The sequence below is a fragment of the Streptomyces fragilis genome, assembly GCF_003112515.1.
Taxonomy (GTDB): domain Bacteria; phylum Actinomycetota; class Actinomycetes; order Streptomycetales; family Streptomycetaceae; genus Streptomyces; species Streptomyces fragilis.
This window is the reverse complement of sequence record NZ_BEVZ01000009.1, coordinates 235520-258121: the sequence shown is the minus strand read 5'-3', so window position 1 is coordinate 258121 and position 22602 is coordinate 235520. Positions and strand designations below refer to the sequence as shown.

The 22602-nt window shown below is 73.6% G+C and carries 24 protein-coding genes; 13 read left to right on the top strand and 11 right to left on the bottom strand.

The features are described from left to right. Positions 1-5: 5 nt before the first annotated feature. Positions 6-1133, bottom strand: coding sequence for a lipid II:glycine glycyltransferase FemX (locus Sfr03f_RS27260; protein WP_108956835.1), 1128 nt, complete (start codon positions 1131-1133; stop codon positions 6-8). Positions 1134-1250: 117 nt separating this feature from the next. On the opposite strand from Sfr03f_RS27260, the gene Sfr03f_RS27255 reads away from it, so the two are divergent. From Sfr03f_RS27255 to Sfr03f_RS27240, 4 genes are all read left to right on the top strand, one after another. After that, positions 1251-1676 carry a CoA-binding protein gene (locus tag Sfr03f_RS27255; protein WP_245967783.1) on the top strand — a complete coding sequence of 142 codons (426 nt, stop codon included), beginning with the start codon at positions 1251-1253 and terminating at the stop codon, positions 1674-1676. 485 nt (positions 1677-2161) lie between these two features. Next, positions 2162-2518 carry a hypothetical protein gene (locus tag Sfr03f_RS27250; RefSeq protein ID WP_108956833.1) on the top strand — a complete coding sequence of 119 codons (357 nt, stop codon included), beginning with the start codon at positions 2162-2164 and terminating at the stop codon, positions 2516-2518. Between the two features lie 123 nt (positions 2519-2641). Continuing rightward, a complete protein-coding gene (locus Sfr03f_RS27245; protein WP_108956832.1) occupies positions 2642-3817 on the top strand; it encodes a radical SAM protein in 1176 nt (391 codons plus the stop codon). 56 nt (positions 3818-3873) lie between these two features. Beyond that, a complete protein-coding gene (locus tag Sfr03f_RS27240) occupies positions 3874-4434 on the top strand; it encodes a hypothetical protein (RefSeq protein WP_159105746.1) in 561 nt (186 codons plus the stop codon). Positions 4435-4514: 80 nt separating this feature from the next. Here the strand turns inward: Sfr03f_RS27240 and Sfr03f_RS27235 are convergent, their stop codons facing one another. The 6 genes from Sfr03f_RS27235 to Sfr03f_RS27210 all read right to left on the bottom strand — a co-directional run bounded on the left by Sfr03f_RS27235 (position 4515) and on the right by Sfr03f_RS27210 (position 9166). Beyond that, on the bottom strand, positions 4515-4964 hold the full coding sequence (locus Sfr03f_RS27235; protein ID WP_108956830.1) for a hypothetical protein: 450 nt from the start codon (positions 4962-4964) through the stop codon (positions 4515-4517). Beyond that, the gene (locus Sfr03f_RS27230; RefSeq protein ID WP_108956829.1) at positions 4948-5439 is read right to left on the bottom strand and encodes an RNA polymerase sigma factor; all 492 of its coding nucleotides are present in this window, start codon (positions 5437-5439) and stop codon (positions 4948-4950) included. The genes Sfr03f_RS27235 and Sfr03f_RS27230 overlap by 17 nt, the downstream gene beginning before the upstream one ends. 114 nt (positions 5440-5553) lie before the next feature. Then, a complete protein-coding gene (locus Sfr03f_RS27225; protein WP_108956828.1) occupies positions 5554-6177 on the bottom strand; it encodes a class F sortase in 624 nt (207 codons plus the stop codon). Further along, positions 6174-6554, bottom strand: a complete 381-nt coding sequence (locus tag Sfr03f_RS27220) for a hypothetical protein (RefSeq protein ID WP_108956827.1) — start codon at positions 6552-6554, stop codon at positions 6174-6176. The genes Sfr03f_RS27225 and Sfr03f_RS27220 overlap by 4 nt, the downstream gene beginning before the upstream one ends. A 246-nt stretch (positions 6555-6800) precedes the next feature. Next, complete coding sequence (locus Sfr03f_RS27215; RefSeq protein ID WP_108956826.1) at positions 6801-7820, bottom strand: hemolysin family protein; 1020 nt, start codon at positions 7818-7820, stop codon at positions 6801-6803. Further along, positions 7817-9166, bottom strand: a complete 1350-nt coding sequence (locus Sfr03f_RS27210; protein ID WP_108956825.1) for a hemolysin family protein — start codon at positions 9164-9166, stop codon at positions 7817-7819. Before Sfr03f_RS27210 ends, Sfr03f_RS27215 begins: the two co-directional genes overlap by 4 nt. Positions 9167-9474: 308 nt before the next feature. Here Sfr03f_RS27210 and Sfr03f_RS27205 point away from each other — a divergent pair, with 308 nt between their 5' ends. After that, positions 9475-10491: a sporulation protein gene (locus tag Sfr03f_RS27205; protein ID WP_108956824.1), complete on the top strand. Its 1017-nt coding sequence runs from the start codon at positions 9475-9477 to the stop codon at positions 10489-10491. Positions 10492-10565: 74 nt separating this feature from the next. Here Sfr03f_RS27205 and Sfr03f_RS27200 read toward each other — a convergent pair whose 3' ends face one another. Both Sfr03f_RS27200 and Sfr03f_RS27195 read right to left on the bottom strand, forming a co-directional pair. Continuing rightward, positions 10566-11501 carry a M48 family metalloprotease gene (locus Sfr03f_RS27200; protein ID WP_108956823.1) on the bottom strand — a complete coding sequence of 312 codons (936 nt, stop codon included), beginning with the start codon at positions 11499-11501 and terminating at the stop codon, positions 10566-10568. Between the two features lie 4 nt (positions 11502-11505). Beyond that, positions 11506-11889, bottom strand: coding sequence for a BlaI/MecI/CopY family transcriptional regulator (locus tag Sfr03f_RS27195; protein WP_108956822.1), 384 nt, complete (start codon positions 11887-11889; stop codon positions 11506-11508). A gap of 204 nt (positions 11890-12093) precedes the next feature. On the opposite strand from Sfr03f_RS27195, the gene Sfr03f_RS27190 reads away from it, so the two are divergent. From Sfr03f_RS27190 to Sfr03f_RS27160, 7 genes are all read left to right on the top strand, one after another. Continuing rightward, complete coding sequence (locus tag Sfr03f_RS27190; RefSeq protein ID WP_108956821.1) at positions 12094-12393, top strand: twin-arginine translocase TatA/TatE family subunit; 300 nt, start codon at positions 12094-12096, stop codon at positions 12391-12393. A 522-nt stretch (positions 12394-12915) separates the two neighbouring features. Beyond that, positions 12916-13602, top strand: coding sequence for a polyprenyl diphosphate synthase (gene uppS / locus Sfr03f_RS27185; RefSeq protein ID WP_245967791.1), 687 nt, complete (start codon positions 12916-12918; stop codon positions 13600-13602). Then, positions 13599-15089 (top strand): oxygenase MpaB family protein, encoded by a 1491-nt coding sequence (locus Sfr03f_RS27180; RefSeq protein WP_108956820.1) that lies wholly within the window; start codon positions 13599-13601, stop codon positions 15087-15089. The genes uppS and Sfr03f_RS27180 overlap by 4 nt, the downstream gene beginning before the upstream one ends. A gap of 342 nt (positions 15090-15431) precedes the next feature. After that, positions 15432-16874 (top strand): hypothetical protein, encoded by a 1443-nt coding sequence (locus Sfr03f_RS27175; RefSeq protein WP_108956819.1) that lies wholly within the window; start codon positions 15432-15434, stop codon positions 16872-16874. 101 nt (positions 16875-16975) lie between these two features. After that, complete coding sequence (locus tag Sfr03f_RS27170) at positions 16976-17164, top strand: hypothetical protein (protein WP_245967782.1); 189 nt, start codon at positions 16976-16978, stop codon at positions 17162-17164. An 80-nt stretch (positions 17165-17244) separates the two neighbouring features. Further along, entirely contained in the window at positions 17245-17796 is a 552-nt protein-coding gene (locus Sfr03f_RS27165; RefSeq protein ID WP_170145167.1) for a TetR/AcrR family transcriptional regulator, read from the top strand. Next, positions 17793-19403 (top strand): MFS transporter, encoded by a 1611-nt coding sequence (locus Sfr03f_RS27160; RefSeq protein ID WP_108956817.1) that lies wholly within the window; start codon positions 17793-17795, stop codon positions 19401-19403. Before Sfr03f_RS27165 ends, Sfr03f_RS27160 begins: the two co-directional genes overlap by 4 nt. A gap of 96 nt (positions 19404-19499) precedes the next feature. Here Sfr03f_RS27160 and Sfr03f_RS27155 read toward each other — a convergent pair whose 3' ends face one another. Next, positions 19500-20261, bottom strand: coding sequence for a DeoR/GlpR family DNA-binding transcription regulator (locus Sfr03f_RS27155; RefSeq protein ID WP_108956816.1), 762 nt, complete (start codon positions 20259-20261; stop codon positions 19500-19502). A 92-nt stretch (positions 20262-20353) separates the two neighbouring features. Between Sfr03f_RS27155 and Sfr03f_RS27150 the strand changes: the two genes are divergently transcribed. After that, entirely contained in the window at positions 20354-21604 is a 1251-nt protein-coding gene (locus Sfr03f_RS27150) for an MFS transporter (protein ID WP_108956912.1), read from the top strand. A 108-nt stretch (positions 21605-21712) separates the two neighbouring features. Here Sfr03f_RS27150 and Sfr03f_RS27145 read toward each other — a convergent pair whose 3' ends face one another. Further along, positions 21713-22555, bottom strand: a complete 843-nt coding sequence (locus Sfr03f_RS27145) for a hypothetical protein (RefSeq protein WP_108956815.1) — start codon at positions 22553-22555, stop codon at positions 21713-21715. Positions 22556-22602 lie beyond the last annotated feature (47 nt).

The window sequence follows — 22602 nt, the reverse complement described above, 5'->3', positions numbered from 1 at the left end:
GAGGGTCAGGCCCCGCGGTGGGCGATGTACAGGTCGAGTGCCTTGTGGAGAACCTTGCTGAGCGGGAAGTCCCACTCCCCGAGGTACTCGACCGCCTCGCCGCCCGTACCGAGGCGGTGGCGCAGCAGCGCGAGATGCTGCTCGTCGCCCGCGACCGAACCGGTGATGCCGCGCAGGTCGTAGAGGGTCGCGCCCATCTCATGGGCGTCCGACATCATCCGCCACTGCAGCGCATGGTCGGGGCACACGTCCGTCCGGGTGTGTGGCGCGGCCCCATAGGCGTGCCACACATGCTCTCCGACGGCGAGCATCAGGGCCGCGGCCTGGTCCTCGCCCTCGAACCGGGAGAAGTAGAGCCGCATCCGGTCCGGGTGCTCGTTGCGCAGGGCGATCCACATGCGCTGGAAGTAGGAGAGGGGCCGCGGGATCAGCCCGTCGCGCTCGGCGGCCTCGGCGTAGAGCCGGTGGAAGGCGGCGAGGTCCTCGTAGCCGCCCCGGACCACCTCCACCCCGGCCCGCCACGCCTTCTTCGCGTTGCGGCGCCACTCCGGGCTGTACCCCGCCTGGACCTCCCGCAGGGGCCGGTCACCGAACGGCACCTGGAACACGTACCGGGGCTGGTTGACGGCGGCGCTGTCCTCGCCCTCGGCGGTCACCGGCCGCCAGCCCAGCCCGTGCAGCCGCTCGGCGAGCTCCCGTGCCGCCGGGTTCTCCGCGGAGGGCGGCGCCTCGCGCAGCCACCGCACCTCCGGGTCGGCGACCGCGCCCCGCACCGTGGCGGCGTCCCAGCGCCGGGCGACCACCGGCGGACCCATCCGCACGGTGAAGGCGCCGAGGTCGCGCAGGTAGGCGATCATCGGGCCCAGCCAGCCGTCGAGGTCCTCGGAATCCCAGTCGATGACCGGCCCCTCCGGCAGATAGGCGAGGTAGCGCCGCACCTTCGGCAGCGCGCGCAGCAGCACCAGCCCGGCCCCGACCAGCCGGCCCCGCTCGTCGAACCACCCCAGCGACGCCGAACGCCAGTCGCTCTTCACCTCGCCCCACGAGGGGATCTGCAGATGGCTCACCGACGACTGCCCGGCGACGAAGGCCAGGTGCTCCTCGCGGGTGATCGCTCGCAGGAGGTACTTCATGGTGGTGCCGCGCTCCTTTGTTCGACACCAGCGTATGCGCAGGGAATGGTTTCGGCTGCCGGGCGGTTCGGCATCGACGAGGCCCCACGACGAGGCCCCACGACGAGGAGGATCCCTGTGAGCGACGCGACGGACACGACCACGGACACGGCCCGCAGGATCCTGACCGAGCTGGGCGACACCTGGGCCGTCGTCGGCCTGTCGAACAACCGGGACCGCGCGGCCTACGGCGTAGCCCAGGTCCTGCAGCGTGCCGGCAAGCGCGTGATCCCCGTCCACCCGAAGGCCGAGACGGTCCACGGGGAGCAGGGATACCCCTCCCTCGAGGCCATCCCCTTCGACGTCGACGTGGTGGACGTCTTCGTCCGCTCCGACCTCGCCGGCGAGGTCGCCGACGAGGCGGTCGCCATCGGTGCGAAGGCGGTGTGGTTCCAGCTCGACGTGGTCGACGACGCGGCGTACGACCGGGTGCGAGCGGCCGGCCTCGACATGGTGATGGACCGCTGCCCCGCGATCGAACTCGCGTCCCTGAGCCGAGGATGAGAACGGTTCGGCACCCGGAATTCTTCGAGTTGTCGATCAATGGTCCGGCAGTGCGTTCTCGCCATATACGTATCCTGCCCCGGTCGGCATGACGTTCGTCGGGCAGGGTTCACCTGGGGTGGCCCGGGCAAAGAAGCCGGAAACGAATTTCGGGACAGTCGGCCGAATCCTTTCGGAGGAATTCGCCCCGGCCGCCGGAGCGCGGGGCAAGGCATAACGGGAGGGTTCGCTTCCTGTTGACCGGCCGGGGGTGCTGCGTTTCAATACCGGCAGCGTCAGGCGTACGAGGAAGCCCCATGCCTTCCCGGACATCCCCGAACCCATCGGTCGGGTGATTTCCGGCGTCGACGCTCCGGTTGTTCGGCCGCCATGAGGTACGTGTACCGCCGTGATGCGAAGTCGTGCTCGCACCCTGTACGTGTAGCGCCGTGTGCCGGCCTCGACTCCTCGTGTCCGAAGGGCGCGTCCCCGGAAAAGGAGGAGTTATGAGAGCAGGCGATTCCAAGCGCTACCTCGCCTATCTGGCGAGTGTCGCCGCCGGGCTGAGCGTGCCCGTGTTCGCGGGAGGGGCGGCCCAGGCCGCCGAACCCACGCACACGGTCACCGTCTCCGACTCGGCGCGTGCCGCGCTGGCCGCCCAGGCGGCGGAGGCGGACCAGGAAGCGGTGTCCGCCGACGGCCTGTTCGGGCAGTTCAACGAGATCTACAACAGGGTCTACAACGAGGTGGTCAACCCCTACCTGCAGCGGACCCAGCCGTATTTCCAGGGCTTCACGCCGGCCGCCTCCGAGCGCACGGCCGACACCGCGTCGCTGAGCCGGATCCTCGACGACCTGTCCTGACGCCACCCGCCGGTGTCCCGCGCACGTCCCCCACCGGCTCCGGACCGGATGCGGACCGCACGTCCCGGCCGCATCCGGTGATCCGCAGTTCCGAGATGTCGCAGCGCGCGAGGAGGCAAACGAGTGGCACAGGAAACGTCCCGGCAGGTCCAGTTCGTCATCAAGATATCCAAGTTCTGCAACTTGAGGTGCACCTACTGCTACGAGTTCGCCGAGCTCGGGCAGCGCGAGCGGATGAGCCTGGAGCAACTGCGTTCCATGTATGTGCACATGCGCGACTACTACGTGAAGAAGGATCAGGAGGACGGGGTACGGACGCACCTGCACATCGTCTGGCACGGTGGCGAACCACTGATGATCGAACCGGAATACTACTGGCGGAGCCTGGACGACCAGCGTGAAATATTCGGCGATTCGCTGCAGGTGAGCAATTTCATCCAGACCAACCTCACCGTCCTCGACGACGAGCGGATCCGGCTTCTCCGGGACGGCTTCGACCATGTCGGTGTCTCCGTGGACCTCTTCAGCGGACTGCGTGTCAACATCGCCGGCAGGGACCAGCAGGCGAAGGTCGTCGCCAACATGGAAAGGCTGCGCGCCGAAGGTGTTCCCTTCGGCTGCATCACCGTGCTGACCAGGAAGAACCTGGGGCGCGTGAAGGACACCTTCTCGTTCTACGCAAAGGCGGGAATCGGTTTCAGGGTCCTCCCGCTCTTCGACGGCGCCTACGAGAACCAGCACGCGGCGTACGACATCACCGTCCCGGAGATCGTCTCCGCCCTCAACGAGATGGCCGACCTCTGGCTGGAGAGCGAGACCCCCGTGCAGGTCTCCCCGCTGGACAGCCACTTCCAGATCGTGCTGCGCCACCTCAACCCCGACGCGCCGCGCGTCTACTTCAACCAGCGCGAATGGCTCTCGGTGATGGTCGTGAACACGCCCGGGGACGTCTACGCCTACGGCGATCCGTACGAGGACCCCACGGCCTCGCTGGGCAACATCTTCACGACCCCGCTCGAGGAACTGCTCTCGGGACCGCGTTTCGAGGCCTCGGCGACCGCCGCTGAGGTCCGGATGGCCGCGAACTGCCTGAACTGCAAGTATTTCGGCGCCTGTTCGGGCGCCCCCATCGCGAGCAACCGGGACAACGTGCACACGGTCGTCGAGGGGATCGCCGTCTGCGACGTCGAGCGAGTGGTGCTGGAGCACATCGAGAACCGGTTGCGGAACAGCGACGTCCTGGGCGACGACGGGCGGATCGCGGCCGTGACGGCGCCCACCGTCGACCCCGTCTCCTGACCCCGGTGGTCACCGGTCCGGGGGACTCGCCCCGCCGGCCCCCCGAGGGCCTCGACGTGACGGTCACCTCGGCCGACGGCCCCCGCTCGGCTGTCCCCGACCCCCCGTTCCACGACGCCGCACCGCTGCTCGCCGTGACCCTGGAGAGCATGCCTGGTGGTGACGGGCAGGCGCTCCTGCCGTTCCTGTACGTCGATCTGGACGGCCTGCCGGGGGCCGCGGCCGTCGTCCGGGGCGACCGCGGGCCGGGAACGGTTCTGGAGAAGACGCTGACCCTCTTCGTCCACAGTTCCGGCAACGGTTACGTCGGCATCACCGTCACGCAGCGCGAGGTGTCGCCCGCCGCAGGCCCCGGCCCGGGTCCCGGCTCCGCACCGCGCGTCCTGCGCGTGGCCGTCGATCCGGTCCGGCACGCGGAGGGCCTCGCGGCCGCCGTCCGCGGCGGACGACTGGTGATGGCCCACCACTGGGCGTCCGCGGCGGGCGACCGCCACCGGTCCTTGCTACCGGTCGACGTGGACCGCGGAACGCTCGAACGCGTCGTCCGGGCGGCGCTCACCCACCCCCGCCGCGTACGCGTCGCCCTGCGTGACGGACCAGGGCGACCCGGGACCTGACCTCCGGACGGGCGGCTCGTCCCCTGGACCTCACCCCGGTCGCTGGCGTGGTCCCACCGGCTGCGGCCGGTGGACGACTCCTATGCGGGCCCGGTCGTCTCCGCCACCACCGGTCCGGGTGTCGGGACGACGAAGTCCCGTGGCGTCGTGGGTGTCGTCGGCGTTGTCGACTCCCCGGTGTCCGGGCCGGGGCGGGTGTGCACGGGGGACTCGGCGGGCCGCGGCGACACGGTGGAGTCCGTCGTGGGGGAGGGGGATCCGGTGAGTGGCGGCGGGGCCAGCGGGGCCGTGGGCGAGACCGGCCGGACGGAGGTCGTGGCGTACTGCAGCGGCAGCGCGACGAGCAGCGCCACCGCGCACGTGATGCCGGCCGCGGCCGCCGTACGGGTCAGCCGGCGCCGTGCCGCGCGGCGGCGGATCGCCTCGAACCGGCCGGGAAGCGGGCCGAGGTGGTCGGACGTGGGCCGCAGGAGGTCGACGAGCGGGTCGTCCGGGTCGAACTCCGGGCCCTCGTCAGCGTGTGTGATCAAGGTTTCTCCTCAGGTGGGCACGGAGCAGCTCCCTGGCCGCGTGAAGATCGGCCTTGATGGTTCCTTCCTTGCGTCCGGTCACCGCGGACACCTCCCGAACGGGCAGGTCGGCGTAGTAGTGCAGCAGGACCGGCACCCGCAGCCGTTCCGGCAGCGCCTGCACCAGCAGCCGCACCGACGGGTCGGAAGGCTCCGCGTGCGGACGTACGGCCGCCTCGGTGCCGACCCGGCGCACGGTCCTGCGTTCGCGTTCGAGCCTGCGCCAGTGGTCACGCACCAAGTTGGCCGCGGTGACGTACAGAAAGCCCCGTGGTTCCGTCACGGACGTCCAGCGCGACCACAACCGGGTGAACGCCTCCGAGGCTATCTCGTGGGCCGTCTCGTCGTCGTCGACCAGACGGCGGCACCAGCCGGCCAGGCGCGGATAAAGGGCAGCGAAAAGCTCGGACGCTGCCTGCTCGCGGGACCGTTTCAATGCTCTCCATCGTCGGGGCGACCCCGGTGAGGGGGTATCGCCTGCGGACCTACCGGAACGCGTGATGCCGGGCTGCCGGGCCGTCGGTCCGACCGCCCGGCACACGGCGCCGGGTCAGGGGGTGGTGGCGTGGAGCCTCGCGAAGACGATCACGTTGTCGCGGTACCCGCCGTCCTCCAGCGGGCCGCCGCACGTGATGAGCCGCAGCTCGGGCCGGGCGGTGTCGCCGTAGACGTCCTCCGTCGGGAACCGGGCCTTGGTGACCGTCCGGACCGAGGTGACGGCGAATTCCGCCGCCGTGCCGTTCTCCAGACGCACCGTGACCCTGTCGTCCCGCCGCAGCCGCGCCAGGTGACGGAAGACCCCGTCGCCGTGGGCGCCGACCGTGACGTGGCCGAGGATCACCGAGGGACCCGGCCGGCCCGGCGTGGGGGAGTACCGGTACCAGCCGGCCGGGTCGTCCGCCGTGATCGGAGGGACCTCCACCGTGCGGTCCGGGGCCAGCCCCAGCCGTACGACCGGGGTGTCGACCCCGATGGCGGGGATCTCCAGGCCCACCGGGACCGAACGCGCCAGGGGAGGCGGACCGGAGGCGGGCGACCCCGCCACGGCCGGCGCCTCGGGCCCCGGCGGTTCCGCCGTGGCCGGCCGGCCCGCTGCACCGTCACCGCCGCCGCAGCCCGCGACCAGGCAGGCCGCGGCCGCGGCGACGAAGGCGCGCCTGGAGGAGGGCGTCATGCCCCGGATGCCCGCCGGCGCACGACGAGGACCGCCGCGCCGCCCGCGACGAGCACCGCGGCGGCGCCCCCGCCGATCAGCAGGCCGTCACCACCGGACTGCGCGGCGACCGCAGCGTCACCGGTGTCCGGCGCCCCGCTCGGCACCACGGTGACTCCGTCGGAATCGTCCGCCGGGGCCGGAACCGGGGTCGGCGTGGTGGAACCGGGCTCGGTCGGTGCCGGGCTCGGGCTGCTCTCGGACACCTGGCCGCCGGAGTCGGCGGAGGTCGCCGCGGTGTCGGGGACGGGGGAGGGACTGTCGGCGAACGCCGGCACCGCGGTGGCGAGCACGGCGGCGCAGGCGAGTGCCGCTCCGCTCAGGACGTTTCGGCGCATGGAACGCTCTCTTTCCTGGGTACACCCGCACGGTCGCCCGGCGGACTGGGGATTGGGTCGTGCGGAGAGACGGGGGAGCGGGAACCCAGGTTGCAAAGGGAAGGTAAAGACGTGCGCGGCGGTGACCGTGGCAGGCCGATCTCCGCATGAAGAGGGGCGGCGCGGAAGCATTCCGCGCCGCCCCTCTTCCGGTTGCCCGGGGAGTCGGCGTCGACCGGCCGCTCAGCAGAAGCCGGCGGTCCGGGGTCAGCTCGTCCGGGGTTGCAGGAGCCGGGCCAGGAGGTCGTCCAGGGTCACCATGCCGGTGACGTGGCCGGCGCCGTCCCGCACCACCGCGAGCGAGGCCCGGTGGCGGCGCAGCAGCTCGATCGCGTCGGCCACGGTGGCGTCGCCGGTCAGCTCCGGCACCGGGCGGGCCAGGGCCCGGGCGTCGGTGACGCGCCCGCGGGAGCGGGCGACCATGGCGTCGCGCGCGTGGATCGAGCCGACGAACGTGTCACCGGCGCGCACCAGCAGCCGGGTGCGGCCGGCCGCCGCCGCGACCCGCAGGATCTCGTCGATGCCGGCGGCGGCGTCGACCGAGGTGATGCGGGCGTTCGGCACCTGCAGTGCGGCGACCGGGGTCTCCGGCTCGGTCAGCGAACGGGTCAACAGCTCGCCGTCCGTCTCGCTGATCAGGCCGAGCCGCCGGGACTCCACCACCAGGTGGGTCAGCTGCTCCCGGTTGTGGACGGAGGCCAGCTCCTCGCGCGGGGCGACCCGGCACAGCCGCACCAGGGCGTTGCTGAGCGCGTTGAGCAGCCGGATCAGCGGCCGCACCGTCCGCACCACGGCCCGGAAGGGCGGCGAGAGCAGCATGGCGGAGCGCTCGGGGTGGGCGATCGCCCAGGACTTGGGCGCCATCTCGCCGACCACCATGTGGAGGAAGACCACCACGACCATCGCCACGGCGAACGCGATGCCGTAACTGAGCCCGCTGGGCAGGCCCAGGCGGTGCAGCAACGGGTCGAGCTCGTGGGAGATCGCGGGCTTGGAGACCGAGCCGAGGCCCAGCGTGCAGATGGTGATGCCCAGCTGGGCGCCCGCCAGCATCAGGGACAGCTCCCGCATGCCGGCCAGGGCCGCGCCCGCTCCGCGCCGGTTCTCGGCCGCCGCCTTCTCCATCCGGTGCCGCTTGGCGGCGACCAGCGCGAACTCGGCGGCCACGAAGAAGCCGCTGCCGATCAACAGCAGGACGGTGACGAAGACCGCCATGGGGAAACTCATGCCGGGACCTCCGTCCGCGCCTCGGGGCCGGTGCCGGGCAGCTCGATGCGCACCCGGTCGGGCACGTGCCGGTCGAGGGTGCGGACCTCGATCAACGCGGAGCCGCCCTTGGGCAGCTCGACGGCGAGCCGGTCGCCGACGGCCGGGAAACGGCCGAGGCGGTCGACCACCAGGCCGGCCACGGTGTCGTAGTCCTCCTCCTCGGGCAGGTCGACGCCGGTGACCTCGGCCACCTCGTCCAGACGCCGCCCGGCGTCCACCAGCCAGCCTCCGGCGTCCGGCACGGCGACCTCCGTGACGGTGTCCGTCTCGTCCGCGATGTCGCCGATCAGTTCCTCGGCTATGTCCTCGTACGTGACGATGCCCGCCACGCCGCCGTGCTCGTCGAGGACGACGGCGAACTCGTCGTCCCGCTCGCGCATCTGGGTGACGGCGTCGGGCAGCGGGAGGGTGTCGGGCAGGAACAGCGCCCGCCGGGCGAGCGCGCCCGCGGTGGTGTCCTCGAGGTGGCCGGCCGATCGGCGCATCAGTTCGTTGACCCCCAGGACGCCGGTGATCTCGTCGGGGTGGTCGCCCAGCACCGGATAGTTGGAGTGGCCGTGCCGGGCGATCAGGCCGACGGCCTCGGCGGCCGTCGCGTCCTCCCGGACGAAGACGGCGTCCACCCGCGGCACCATGACCTGGTGGAGCGTCCGGTCGGAGAACTCCAGCGCGTGGTCGAGGAGGGCGGCGGTGTCCTCCGGCAGTGCCCCGCGTTCGTGGGACTCGCCGATCAGGTGGCCCAGCTCCTCCAGCGTGGCGCCGTGGTGCAGTTCCTCGACCGGTTCGATGCCGACCCTGCGCAGCAGCCGGTCGGCGGCGCCGTCGAAGACGCGCACCACCGGTCCGACGATCCTCAGGTAGAGCAGCGTGGAACCCGCGAGGGCCTTGGCCAGGCGTTCCGGGACGGCGATGGCGAGGTTCTTGGGGGCCAGTTCGCCCAGCACCATCTGCACGAACGTGGCCAGCACGAAGGCCAGCACCACGGAGACCGCGCTCACCGCGGCGTCGGGCAGGCCGACGCCGGACAGGGCGGGCCTGAGGAGCGCGGAGACGGACGGCTCGGCGATGAAGCCGACGACCAGTCCGGTCACGGTGATGCCGAGCTGGGCGCCCGACAGCATGAACGACAGCCGCTCCAGCACCTTCAGCGCGCGGGCGGCCTTCCGGTCGCCCCGCTCGGCGTCGCGCGCCAGCGCGAGGCGGTCGGCGGAGACGTACGCGAACTCCTGGGCGACGAAGTAGCCGGTGCCCGCGGTCAGAACGAAGACGGCCAGCAGGCCCAGCAGGGCGTTCGCGGCACTCATCGAACACCATCCCGCCGTGTGCCGTGATCAGTAACTCTCGGGCGGGATGGTCGGGGACTGTGCCCCGGAGGGTCCGTCGGTCTGGCGGACAAGGGGTGACTCCTTCTGGTTCCGGATCTACGGGGACAACGGTCCGGACCGGGCCGGTGTTCCCGGCCGTCACCGCGACGCCCGCGTGGAGGTGGTCCCTCCGCGTACGGGATCATCCTATGCTTCTACACGTCTGTAGAAGATGAAAACGGCCGGTGAACCGCCGGTCGGTCGCCCTGCCTGGGCGAACGCGGCACTGAAGGAGGAACGGACGCCTCATGGTGTTCAAACGACTGCTCGGCGCACTCGGCGTGGGGGGACCCACCGTCGACACGGTCCTGGCCCCCGGCCCCGCCCTGCCCGGCTCCACGCTCACCGGCCAGGTGCACATCGAGGGCGGCAGCAGCGACGTCGAGATCGAGGGCGTCACCCTGGAGCTGGTGGCCCGTGTGGAGGCGGAGCACGCGGACGGGGAGAGCGAGGGCGTGGTCGCCTTCGAGCGGTACACCGTCGGCGGGGGCTTCCGGCTCGCGGCGGGCGAGCGCCGCAGCCTGCCGTTCGGCGTGACGCTGCCCTGGGAGACGCCGGTCACCGAGCTGCACGGGCAGCCGCTGGGCATCGTGCTGGGCGTGCGCACCGAGCTGGCGGTGGCCGGCGCCCGGGACAAGGGCGACCTGGATCCGCTGGCCGTGGGGCCGCTGCCCGTCCAGGAGGCCGTCCTCGAGGCCTTCGGCCGGCTCGGCTTCGGCTTCCGCTCCGCCGACCTGGAGTACGGCCGCGTCGGCGGCACGGGGCAGCGGCTGCCCTTCTACCAGGAGATCGAGATCACCCCGTCGCCGCAGTTCGCGCACCAGGTGAACGAGATCGAGCTGACCTTCCTCGCCCACCCGGGCGGCATGGAGGTCGTCCTGGAGGCCGACAAGCGCGGCGGCATCCTCTCGGCCGGCCACGACGCGCTGACCCACGTCACCGTGGGCCACGACGACGTCCGCGACTGGACCGCCGAGGTCGACGGCTGGGTGCGGCGGCTCGTCGAACACCGGGCCGCCTACGGCGCGCACGGCGGATTCGGCCCCGGCGGGCACGGTACCGGCGGCTACGGCGAGCCGCCGTACGCGGGTCACGACGCCCACCACCACGGGCACGGTTCGTCGGGTCCGGGCATGGGCACGGCGGTCGCGGCCGGCGCCGCGGGGCTCGCGGTCGGGGTGGCCGGTGGCATGGTCGCGGCCGAAGTCGTGGACGAGGTGGGCGACTTCTTCGAGGACGACGAGGAAGGCGGCGAGGAGGCGTGACCCCCGCCGTCCGGGAGGCCGCCTGAGCGGGGTCTCCCGGACGGCAGCGCCTCGGCGCGGGCGCGTGCCGGGGCTCAGAGCGGTGTGGCCGCGTACAGGATGAGGGTCATCGTCACCGCCGCGTTGGCGGACGACATCGCCGACACGGCGGCGGCCGCGGCCGCACCCCAGGCGGCGAGGCCGACGGCGGTGAACAGGGGCGGCCAGCGGCGTGCGGCCGGGGCCGGACCGAGCAGCGCCGCGACCCGCCGCGGCACCGGCCCCGCGACGGCGAAGCCGGCCAGCGCGGCCGCGGGAGTACCACGGGACACCAGCGCCGCCTTGCCGATCGCACGGGCCACCGTCCGCCGGCTGCCCACCGCCTGCGCGGCCTCCTCGTCCGCCCACCGTTCCGTCGTGTACGCCACGGCGGTCCGCAGCGGCCGCAGGAACGGGTTGGCCCGCGCCGCCAGGCCCACCGCCAGGAGGCAGCGGTGATGGCGGGCGGCGAGGTGCGCGCGTTCGTGGGCGAACAGGGCGCGCCGCTCGGACGGTTCGAGGCCGCCGAGCAGGCCGGTGGTCACCACGACGCGGCCCCGGCGGCCGCCGCCGGGTAGGGCGTACGCATAGGCCGCGTCGTCCGGCAGCACCGCCACCTCCGTGTTCCGGAACCCGGCGAGCGCCCGGTGCGCCCGGCGGCGTAGCCGGCCGTGCCGCCACAGGGTCCGGCCGCAGAGGACGAGGACCGCGCACAGCGCGGGAATGGCCGCCTTCCCGGCCACATCGTCGTAGGGGACCGCTTCGCGCACCTCGGGGTCGGACCAGCCGTCCGGCAGAGGGTTCCCCGGGAGCTGGGCGGTGCCGACGACCATCAGCAGCCCCAGGCAGACGGTGCTGCAGGCCGCCATCACCGCGGCGACGGCCGTCAGCAGCCGTGTCGCCGTCCGCGGGTGCAGGCGCTGCTCGGCCAGCCGGGCCACCGGCCAGGCGGTGAGCGGCAGGACCAGCGGAAGGAAGACGAACACCCCCATGAGGTCAGTCGTCCCCTTCGCTCCCCGGCCGGCCGAGGAGTTCCCGCAGCAGGCGCTCGTCGTCCGGGTCGAGGCCGGTGACGAAGCTCGCCAGCACGGCCTCCCGGTCCCTCTCGCCGTCCAGCAGCCGGCGCATCTTCCGGGCGGCCAGACCGGCGTGGTCGGACGCCGGGGTCCACGCGAACGACCGGCCCGCGCGCTCACGGGTGACGGCCCCCTTGGCCAGCAGCCTGGTCAGGATGGTGACCACGGTGGTGTAGGCGAGGTCCCCGCCCAGGCGTTCCTGCACCCAGCCGGCCGTCGCCGGGCCCTCCGCCCCCTGCAGGGCCGACAGGACCAGCGCCTCCAGCTCTCCCTGCCCGCGCCGGGGCCGCCGCTGCTCCGCCACGTCCTGTCTCCCTTCCGCCACCGTCCGCTGCCCGGGCCGCCGCCGTCCGCCTCCCGGGCGGTCATCGTATAGACCCGTGCGACTCCGCTCGCCCACCTCGCTGTGGACTCGGACTTCTACACGCCTGTAGATTTTGGCGGGTCACCGGGGCACGCCCCACGCCCGGTGACCCGCCCCGCCGCACCCCACCGCCAGGAGCACGCCATGCTCGGACTGAGTGAACTCGCCGTCGTCCTCGTCGTCGTCATCGCCGTCCTGTCCGCCAAGAGGCTCCCCGACCTGGTGCGGTCGGCCGGCAAGTCGGCGCGCATCCTCAAGGCCGAGGCCCGCGCCATGAAGGAGGAGGAGAAGCAGGACCCGCCGGTCGGCGCGGAGGGCGCGGAGTCGGCCGCTCCTCCCCGGACGGCCCCGGCCGAGCTGTCCACGCCCCCGCCCGGCCCCGCCGGTGAGCCGGGTGGTGCGCCGCGGCAGACGGTGCGGCCGACGCCGCCGTCGGCTCCTTGACGGCCGAAGCCGAAGCCGCCGTCGGCTCCCTGACGGTCCAAGCAGCCCTTGGCGTCCGCCTGAGGCGGAAGCGGCCCCTGGCGCCCGCCTGACGGAGGAAGCGTCCCCCGGCGGCCCACGGGCGTGGACCCGTTGCCGTCGCCGCGGGAAATCGGGCGCATGAGCCAAGGGTGACAACCCTCCGTTCGGCGGATGGCCGCCGTCCCGCGCCACGACAATTCCTGCAGGGAACGCTCCGACGGGGCGTGCGTGCGGGGATGCGGGGTGGGTGTGACCGAGCGCGGCAGGGCCGACCACGCCGTTCCGGTGGGAACGGGACCGGGCGGGGCGGAGCAGAGCGGCACGGCACCGGGTGCGGCGGCACCGGGTGCGGCGGACCGGAGCGTCCGGGGCGCACGGACGGCGACGCAGGACCGGCCGGCGAACCGGCCCGAGGACCGGCCCGGTGGTGGGCAGCGGCACGGCGACCGGCGGCCGGACGACGGGCCGGCGCGGGCCGTGCCGCGACACGTGGCCTGCGTGATGGACGGCAACGGCCGCTGGGCACAACGCCGTTCGCTTCCCCGGACGGCGGGGCACCGGGCCGCCGAGACCACCGTCATCGACATCATCGAGGCCGCCCGGGCGGCCGGCGTCGGGTGGCTCAGCCTGTACGCCTTCTCCACCGAGAACTGGAGCCGTCCCGGTGCCGAGGTCGACTACCTGATGCGCCTGGTCCGCCGGGTCGTGCGCAAGCACGCGCCGCTGCTGCTCGCCCGCGGCATCCGCTGCCGCTTCCTCGGGGCCGCCGATCCGCGCATCCCCCGCGAGCTGGCCCAGGACTTCGAGGACCTGGCGACACTGACCGCCTGCAACCGGGGGATGACGCTGACCGTCGCCTTCGACCACGGTGGACGCCGGGACATCGTCGAGGCCGCCAGGTCGCTGATCCGCGCCGGGACGCCGGCCGACGAGGTGACCGAGCGGCTCTTCGCGGACCACCTGCCGTTCCCCGACACCCCCGACGTCGACCTCGTCATCCGGACCTCCGGCGAACAGCGCATCTCCAACTTCATGCTGTGGCAGGTGGCCTACGCCGAATGGGTCTTCCCCCCGGTGCTCTGGCCGGACTTCCGGGCCCCCGACTTCCTCGCCTGCCTGCACACGTACCGGCGCCGTGACCGCCGCTTCGGCGGCGTGCCGCACCAGACGAACGGAGACATGTCATGACGACCGGCACCACGGGTACGGCCGACGGGGCCTCGCTCCTCGGCCCTGACGCACGGTTCCGCGCCTTCTTCGACGACCCGCGCTGGGCGCTGGGCATCATCCGCGCCACCGTGCTGGAGGCCGCCCACCCGCAGGTCGGCGCCGCCCTGGCCGAGAACTCCACCTTCGTCGCCCACCCCTGGCGCCGGCTGCGCAACACCTTCCTCAGCATGCGGCGCATGTTCGACGCCGATCCGGCGGTGCGGGAGCGGGAGACCGCCCGGCTCAACCGGCTGCACGCCCGCATGAGCGGCTCCGACGCCCGCGGCCGCGCCTACGACGCCATGGACCGTCCGACCCGCGCCTGGGTGGTCGCCACCCTCTTCGAGAGCGCCGTCACCATGTGCCGGCTGAGCGGCCAGCCGCTCGACCAGGACACCATGGAGCACATGTACGCCGAGTACCGGGCCTTCCTCGCCGCGCTCGACGGCGACGCCCGGGAACTCCCCGAGCACCTCAACGACTTCTGGCCGTACTTCGACCGGGTCGTCGAGGAGGAGCTGGAGGACACCGAGGCAGCCCGCGTCATCCTCTTCCGGCTCTTCGACCACCTGCCCGCCCCGGCGCTGCTGCAGGGCGCCCCGACGCTGTGGGCGGCAGGCCGGGCCGTCGTCGGCCCGCTCATCGGCGCGATCACCGTCGCCTCGCTCCCCGAGGCATACCGGCGCAAGGCCGGCCTGCCCGAGACGCCCGGGGCCCCGACGCTCATGCAGGGCGCGTACCTCGCCGCCGGGCTCACCCGCTTCCTGCCCGAAGGCTGGATCGATGCCGGGACCATCATCGAGATCCTCTCCCTCTCGCCCCACGGCGACGACCGGCGCGCCCGCAGCGCCGACGCGCTGCGCGCCCGCGTGAAGCGTGCGGCGGCCCTGCTCCGCCTGGTCACACCGCTCGGTCCCGACGGCGGCACCGGCACCGGCCACCACCCGGCCCCCGCGGCCCCGACCGCCCCGGCGCCCACCGGAAAGGGGCAGCGCTCGGCGGAGGAGTTCTTCCGCCAGGTGCTGGACCAGACCGGCGACGGCCACCTCGACTGGCCCGACCTCGCCGCGATGGCACGCGAGTTGGCCACCCGCCTGGACCTGGACGAACCCGAGGAGACCCGTCTCTACGACGCCTTCGCCGCCTGGTGGCGCGAGCTCCAGGCCGCCCTCGACACGGACGGCGACGGCCGGGTGAGCGTCGACGAGTACGCCGCCGCCGTCCCGTCCCTCGCAGGTCCCGCGCTCATCCGGGTCGCCGAGGTGCTCTTCGACGTCACCGACAAGGACGGCAGCGGGACCATCGACGCGGACGAGTACCGGGCGCTCTTCCGCACCGCCTTCCACCGCGACCTCACCACCACCGACGGCGTCCACGGCCGCAGCGCCTTCGTCGGCGACTTCGTCGCCTTCATGTCGGGCCGCCGCTCGAACACCCCGTACGACCCCCTCCTCGCCGACGCCTGACGCACGGAGGCCATGGGACGGCACGGGCCCGCACGGGCCCACACGGAGGCCTCCGCCGGGCCGGGCGGGCGGGTCGGGTGGCTCGATCGGCGCGATACCGGTGTGTGAGACGGGTGTTGTGCGGTGAGCCGCAGGTCGGCACACTCACCGCATGGACCGCCACGCCCACCTGTGCCGTCGACTCGACGTCGACCTGGCCCACGTGTGCTCGGCGATGTGTCACCGCGCCCTCTGAGCGCGGTGACTCCCCGCCCGGCCGTGCCGGGCTTCTCCCTCCTGCCGGGCGGAGTGTGCACCGCTGTCCGCGTGTACCCGCTCCCCTCCCGATGGACGGATGACCCCATGCGCCTCGCGCCGCTTTCCCGTGCCGCCGTCGTCGCCGCGTCGACGCTGCTCGCCCTGAGCTCCGCCACCTCCGCCACGGCGGCGACCCCGACCGGGCCGCTGCCGCCCGCCAACCCGTACGCCGGCCCGGTGGGCACCGCCACCATGCACGGCGACACGGCGTCCTCGGACGCCACCCCGCTGCCCGGACCGGCCGCCGGCACGCTGTCCTCGCACCGCACCGCCCTGGCGTCCGCCTGCCCGACCGTGCTGGTGGGCGCGGACGGCTTCCCGGTGGCGCTGTGCACCACCATCTTCGGCCGCACCCCCACCGTCCACCTGCTCGACCCCGCCACCGGCGAGTCGCTCGCCGAGCTGGCGCTCACCCAGGGGTCCCTGCTCGGCGGGGTCTACGCCTACCTCGACGACCGGGACCGCCTGGTGGCCGTGGACGGCAACCGCGACCTGCTGCGGGTCGCCCACCGCCGGGCCGCCTCCGGCGGCTGGGAGCTGTACGTGGACAGCAGGCTCCCGCTCGCCGGTGCCGTGCCGGACGGGGACGCGGTCACCGGGGTGGCGCCGGACTGGGAGGGGCGGGTCTGGTTCGCCACCGGGCGGGGCGTGGTGGGGACGGCCGACGACCGGACGGGCGTGGTGCGCTCGCTGGCCCTGCCCGCGGGCGAGCAGGTGGCCAACTCCATCTCCACGGCGCCCTCCGGCACGGCGGTGTCCACCACGCACGCCACCTACCTGCTGACCGCAGCCGCGGACGGCACGCCGCGGATCGCCTGGCGCAGGACCTACGAGCGGGGCCCGGGCCGCAAGCCCGGACAGCTCAGCTGGGGCACCGGCTCCACGCCCACCTTCTTCGGCCCGCGCACCGGCACCGACTACCTCACCGTCGTCGACAACGCGGCCCCGACCGTGAACCTGCTGGTGTACCGGGTCGCCGACGGCTCCCAGGTCTGCTCGGTGCCGGTGCTCAAGGCGGGCGGCAGCGGCAGCGAGAACTCGCCGGTGGCCGTGGGGAACAGCGTCTTCATCGCCTCGACCTACGGGTACCCCTACCCGCAGCTGCCGGAGGGTGCCGGGGACAGCGTGCCCGCGTCGGCCGCCTTCACCGGCGGCCTGTCGCGGGTGGACGTGCGGGCGGACGGATCCGGGTGCGACCTGAAGTGGGACAACCGCGTCCGGTCGGCGGCGGTGCCCCGGCTGTCGACGGCGGACGGCAAGCTGCGCACGGTGCTGCGGGAGCCGGTGATCCCGGGCACCACCGCCACCTCCGTCCTCGACCCCTACCACTACGCCGAGATCGACCCGGAGACCGGCGCGGTGACCCGCACCAAGTGGCTGGGCAGCGGCTTCGTCTTCGACACGCTGCAGATGGTGGGCTCCATCGCGCCCGGCGGAGTGGTCCTCCAGGGCACGACCACCGGCGTCCTGCGGCTCACGGCCGAGTAGGAGACCGCGGCGGAGGGGGAGGACACCGGACCGCGGTCCCGCCGGCCCGACGGTCCGTGTCCTTGCCGCCCGCTGGCCGTCGCCGTCCGGATACCGGGCGCATGCCGGGCCAACTGCGCGACGCGGCCTCCAGGACGCTGTACGTGCACGTGCGCGCCCCGGGTGACCTGCCACCGGTCGAGGACCTGATGCGCGACCTGGAGGGACGCGTCCCCGACGGCATCCCGATCGTGGTCGACACCGCCCTGGGACGGGGACGGCGGATCGACGCCGGGACGGTGGGCGGCTGAGGCGGGTCCGCGCGGTGGGTCGGTGAGCCGATCATGGCCGCTGTGAGACATTAGCGTCTCACCTGGGTTACCGTTGGCTCATGAGCTTCGATCGGGACCAGGTGCTGCGCGCCGCGGCCGACCTGCTGGCGCGCAGGTCCACAGCCACCACGGAAGAGGTCGCCCGGGCCGCGGGGATCAGCAGGGCGACGCTGAACCGGTACTTCCCCGGACGGGACGCCCTGGTGCGCGCCCTGGAGGAGTACGGCATCGCCGAGTGCGAGAGGGCCCTGGAGGCGGCCCGCCCGGAGGAGGGGACGGCCGAGGAGGGGCTGCGCCGGCTGGTCCGCGCGGTCGAACCGTGCGCGGGTCTCCTTGCCTTCCTCTACTCCGAGAACCAGCTCTTCGAGGGCGAGGAGCAGAACGCCGGCTGGTCCCGGATCGACGAACGGCTCACCGGCCTGTTCCGGCGGGGCCAGGAGAGCGGCGAGTTCCGCATCGACCTGAGCGCGGTGTGGCTCACCGAGGCGCTCTACGGCCTCCTGGCCGCCGGCGGCTGGGCCGTCACCGAGGGCCGGGTGGCCCGCAACGACATCTCCCACATGGTCGTCGAGCTGCTGCTCGGCGGCGCCGTACGGAGGGACGCGTCATGACCTCCCCGCCGACGGTCGAGCAGGGCGGCGCACAGCGGTCTCCCGGGCGCTGGATCGCCCTGGGCGTCCTCGTCCTCGCCGTGCTGCTCGTCGCCGTGGACGCCACCGTGCTCGGTCTGGCCACGCCCTACCTCAGCGAGGACCTGCAGCCCTCGGGCACCCAGCTGCTGTGGATCGGTGACGCCTACTCCTTCGTGATCGCCGGCCTGCTGGTCTCCATGGGCAGCCTGGGCGACCGCATCGGCCGCAAACGCCTGCTGCTGATCGGAGCCACCGCGTTCGGGCTGGTCTCCCTGCTGAGTGCCTACGCGACGACCCCCGAGACGATGATCGTCGCCCGGGCGCTGCTCGGCGTCGCCGGTGCCACGCTGATGCCGTCCACCCTCGCGTTGATCCGCAACATCTTCCAGGACCAGCGTGAGCGCAGCCTCGCCATCGGCATCTGGAGCGCCGCCGCCTCGGCGGGCATGGCGGTCGGCCCGATCGTCGGCGGTGCGCTGCTGGAGCACTTCTGGTGGGGCTCGGTCTTCCTGATCAACCTGCCGGTGATGGCACTGCTGGTGGTCGTCGGCGTCAGGATGCTGCCGGAGTCGCGCAACCCCTCCCCGGGGCCGTGGGACCTGCCGAGCGTCCTGCTGTCCCTGGTCGGCATGGTCGGCGTCGTGTACGCGATCAAGGAGGCGGCCGCCCACGGATTCACCTGGCCCACCCTGGCGGCGGGGCTGCTCGGCGCGGCCGCCCTGTACGCCTTCGTCCGGCGGCAGCGCGGGCTGCCCGCCCCACTGGTGGACGTCCGGCTGTTCCGCAGCCGGGGCTTCAGCGGAGCCGTGCTGGCGAACCTGCTGACCATCCTCGGACTGTCCGGACTGCTGTTCTTCCTCTCCCAGTACCTGCAACTCGTCCAGGACCGGGGGCCGATGGAGGCGGGCATGGCCGAACTGCCGGCCGCCGTCGGCGCGGTGGTGGCCGGACTGGTCGCGGGCTCCGCGGCGCGCCGCCTGTCGGTGCGCGCGATCGTCTCCGGCGGCCTGGCCGCGATCGGCCTGGCCCTGTTCGCCCTCACCGCGATCACCGAGGGCACCGGCTACCCCCTGCTCGGCACCGCACTGCTGGTCGTCGGGTTCGGCGCCGGACTGTCCTTCACCGTCACCTCCGACGTGATCCTCACCGCCGTCCCCAGGGAACAGGCCGGCGCGGCCTCCGCGGTGTCGGAGACGGCGTACGAACTCGGCACCGCCCTGGGCGTGGCCCTGCTCGGGTCGGTCGTCACCAACGTCTACCAGGGCTTCACCGGACCGGCCGGAACACCGCAAGAGGCCCACGAGTCGCTGGCCGGAGCCGTCGTGGCCGCCGGGGACCTGCCCGCCGGTCCTGCCGAGGCGTTGCTGCGGGCGGCACGCGAGTCCTTCGTCGACGGAGTGGCTCTCGCCGCCGGTGCCGGCGCCGGACTGCTGCTGCTCGCCGCGGGAATGGCCTGGTTCCTGCTGCGCGGGCAGAGGCTGACCGGCGAACCCGACGCACCCGGCGAGCCCGGCGAACCCGACGCGCCCGACGCGCCCGTCGAGCCCGTCCAGTCCGAGGCGTCCGGCGCGTCCGTCGAGCGCTGAAGAGGACGGCAGGGGCCCGCGGCGACGGTCACGCCCCCACCGTGACGCCCCCACCGTGCCGCCCCCGCCACCCGGGGCCGGGCCGGCGGGGGCCCGTCAGACGGTGCGGACGACGGTGCCGGCGGCCTCGAGGGCGGCCACCTCGTCGGCGGGCGCGGAGGCGTCGGTGACGAGCGTGTGCAGGCGGGCGGCGGGCACGACGTGGGCGAAGGCGGTGCGGCCGAGCTTGCCGCCGTCCGTGGCGGCGACGACGCGGCGTGCGGAGGCGACGGCCGCCTTCTTCACCGTGGCGTCGTCGAGGTCGTAGGCGGTCAGGCCGTCGGCCGCGCTCAGCCCGCAGCAGCCGACGACGGCGGTGTCGAAACGCAGCGCCGCCAGCGAGGCCAGGGTGAGGGGCCCGGTGAGGGCGCCCTCCGCGGCCCGGGGCTGTCCGCCCGGCACGACCAGCGTGGCCGGGCCGGGCGCCTCGGCGAACAGCTGGACGGCCTGCAGGGACAGCGGCATGACCGTCACGGGCCGCTCGCGCAGCAGCCGCGCGACCTCCAGGCAGGTCGTGCCGCTGTCCAGCAGCACGCTCTCGCCGTCCGCGACGAGGGCGGACACCTCCGCGGCGATCCGCCGCTTGGCGGCCGTCGCCTCGTGGGCGCGCAGGGCGAACGGAGGCTCCTCGCCCCGCAGCAGCAGGGTGCGGGCCCCGCCCCGGACGCGTTCGAGCACGCCCTGGGCGGCCAGGGCGTCGAGGTCGCGGCGGATGGTCATCTCCGAGGCCCCGGTCAGCTCCGCGAGCTCCTGGACCGTGGCGCCGCCGGAGTCCCTGACGGCCTTCGCGATCAGCGCGTGGCGGTCTGCGTTGCTCATGCCCGGAATTGAACACCACCACCGAATGAACAGGCAATCTGTTCGTCGGGGTGACTTTCGAACAAGCAGCTTGTTCGTTTACGGTGATCGGCATGGAACGTTCGCTGCGAGCCGCCCGCGGGGCGACCTATGTCTACTTCGTCCTGTGCGGCGTCCTCATGGGCGCCTGGGTGGTGCACATCCCCGCCGTCGAGGAACGGGTGGGCATCAGCCACGCCACGCTGGGCGGGCTGCTGGTGCTGCTCGGGCTCGGGGCCTTCCTCGGCATGCAGGTCGCCGGTCCGCTGACCGACCGCCTCGGGGCGCGGGTCGTGGTGCCCGCGAGCGGGGTGCTGTGCGGTGCCTCCCTGATACTGCCCGGCATCGCCCAGGACCCGTGGACGCTGGCGGGCGCACTGCTCGTCTTCGGCTTCTGCAACGGCTGCCTGGACGTGAGCATGAACGCCCACGCCGTGCACGTCGAGAACGCGTACGGCCGGCCCGTCATGTCGGGCTTCCACGCCACGTTCTCCGTCGGCGGAGTCGTCGCCGCGCTCGCCGCGGCGGGCGCCACCGCCGTAGGGCTGCACCCGGTGGCCGGCATGGCCGCGATGGGGGCCGTGGGGATCGTGGTCGCCCTGGCCTCGGCGCGTGCCCTGATGCCGGCCGCCCCCGCGGCCGAGAGCCCCTCGGCCGAGGACACGGACGCCGCGGCCGAGGGCACGGACGCGGCGTCCGCTCCCGGCGGGCAGGCGAAGGCGCCGTCCACCGGCGGGGCCACCGGACGCGTGTGGCTCCTCGCCGTCCTGGCGCTGATGGTGATGCTGTGCGAGGGCGCGGCGAACGACTGGAGCGCGCTGCACCTGAAGGACGTCCTCGGCGCGTCGACCGGCACCGCGGCCTTCGCGTACGGCACCTTCGCCGCGGCCATGACGGTGGGCCGGCTGCTGACCGACCGCTGCGTCGCCCGGTTCGGTTCCATGGCGATCCTGCGCCACGGCTCGGCGCTGGCCGCCGTGGGGATCACGCTGGTGGCCCTCTGCCCGTGGATGTGGGCCGCGTTCGTGGGCTGGGCGCTGTTCGGGCTCGGCCTGTCCGGCACGGTTCCGCAACTGTTCAGCGCGGCCGGGCACGTCGATCCCGCGGCCGCCGGGGCCAACGTCTCCCGCGTCGCCGGACTCGGCTACGTCGGCATGCTCGCCGGCCCCGCCGTCATCGGCTGGCTGACCCGTCTGGTCGCCCTCGACCACGCGTTCGTCCTGCTGACCCTGCTGTGCGTGACCACCGCCCTGGGCGCCGGGGTGCTGCGCACCGCCTCGGTCGACCGCGCCCCCCGGAGCGGGACGGCGTCCGTCGGCCACTGACCGCTCGTGCGGCGCGGCCTGACCCCGTGCCGCACGAGCCTCCCGTCCGGCCCCGCCGCGGGACGGGCCGGGCCGTCACGGTCCAGCCCTTCGGGTCAGGTCATCAGGTCAGTCGAAGACCGACTGGCTCGGCGCCGGTGTGCGGCCGGCGAGGACCTCCTCGAGCCGTTGCGTTCCCTGCTGCACCGCGGACCTGGTGGTGCTCGCCCTGGCGCCGTCCACGCCGCCCTGGGTGACGGTGATCGCGTTCGTGCCGACCCGCACCACCGCCACGGCCAGGGTCAGGGTCACCGGCCCGCCGTCCTCCTCGCCCCGCACCGTCACGGTCAAACCCTGCCGGGCGTCGCCCTCGTCGGGCAGCGAGGTCTCCACCACCTCGACGGTGCGCTTCCCGCCGCCTTCGCCGGTCAGGGTGAAGCTGTCGCAGCGCTGCGGCAGGGTCTTCAGCCACCGCATCGAGTCGTCGAGCGTCTTCCGGTCGTAGGTCGCGACCTGGTACAGCAGCCGCGAGTCACCCTCCTGGAAGCCGGTGAGCGCCGAGGCGCCGGAGGGCCGGCCGAGCAGCGTCTCGTCGAACAGGGCGTCGGTCAGGCGCTGACAGTCGGCGACGTCCGCCTTGCCCGTGACGAACTGCGCCGCGTCGACGTCGCCGAGCAGCAGGCTGTCGCGCCAGGACCGCGCGGTGGCGGGCTCCACCTGTGTCCAGGCGTCCTCGATCTGGGCCTCGGTGATCAGCGCCAGGCGCGCGCCGTCCTCGGTGAGGGTGGCAGAGGGCGAGGGAGTGCCGGTCGCGGCCGCGGCGGGGCGTTCCCCCCTGCCGACGCCGGTGCGGGCCTCGGGTCCGCCGCCCGTCTCCGTGCCGGAGCAGGCGGTGGTGGCGAGCAGGGCCCCGGCCGCCACCGCGGCGGCGAGGTAACGCATCGGCCGGACGGCCGGACGGGGGGTGGTCACCGGTGCCTCCTGGGTCCTGAACTGCGCATCCTGAGTTCCGCGTCGCG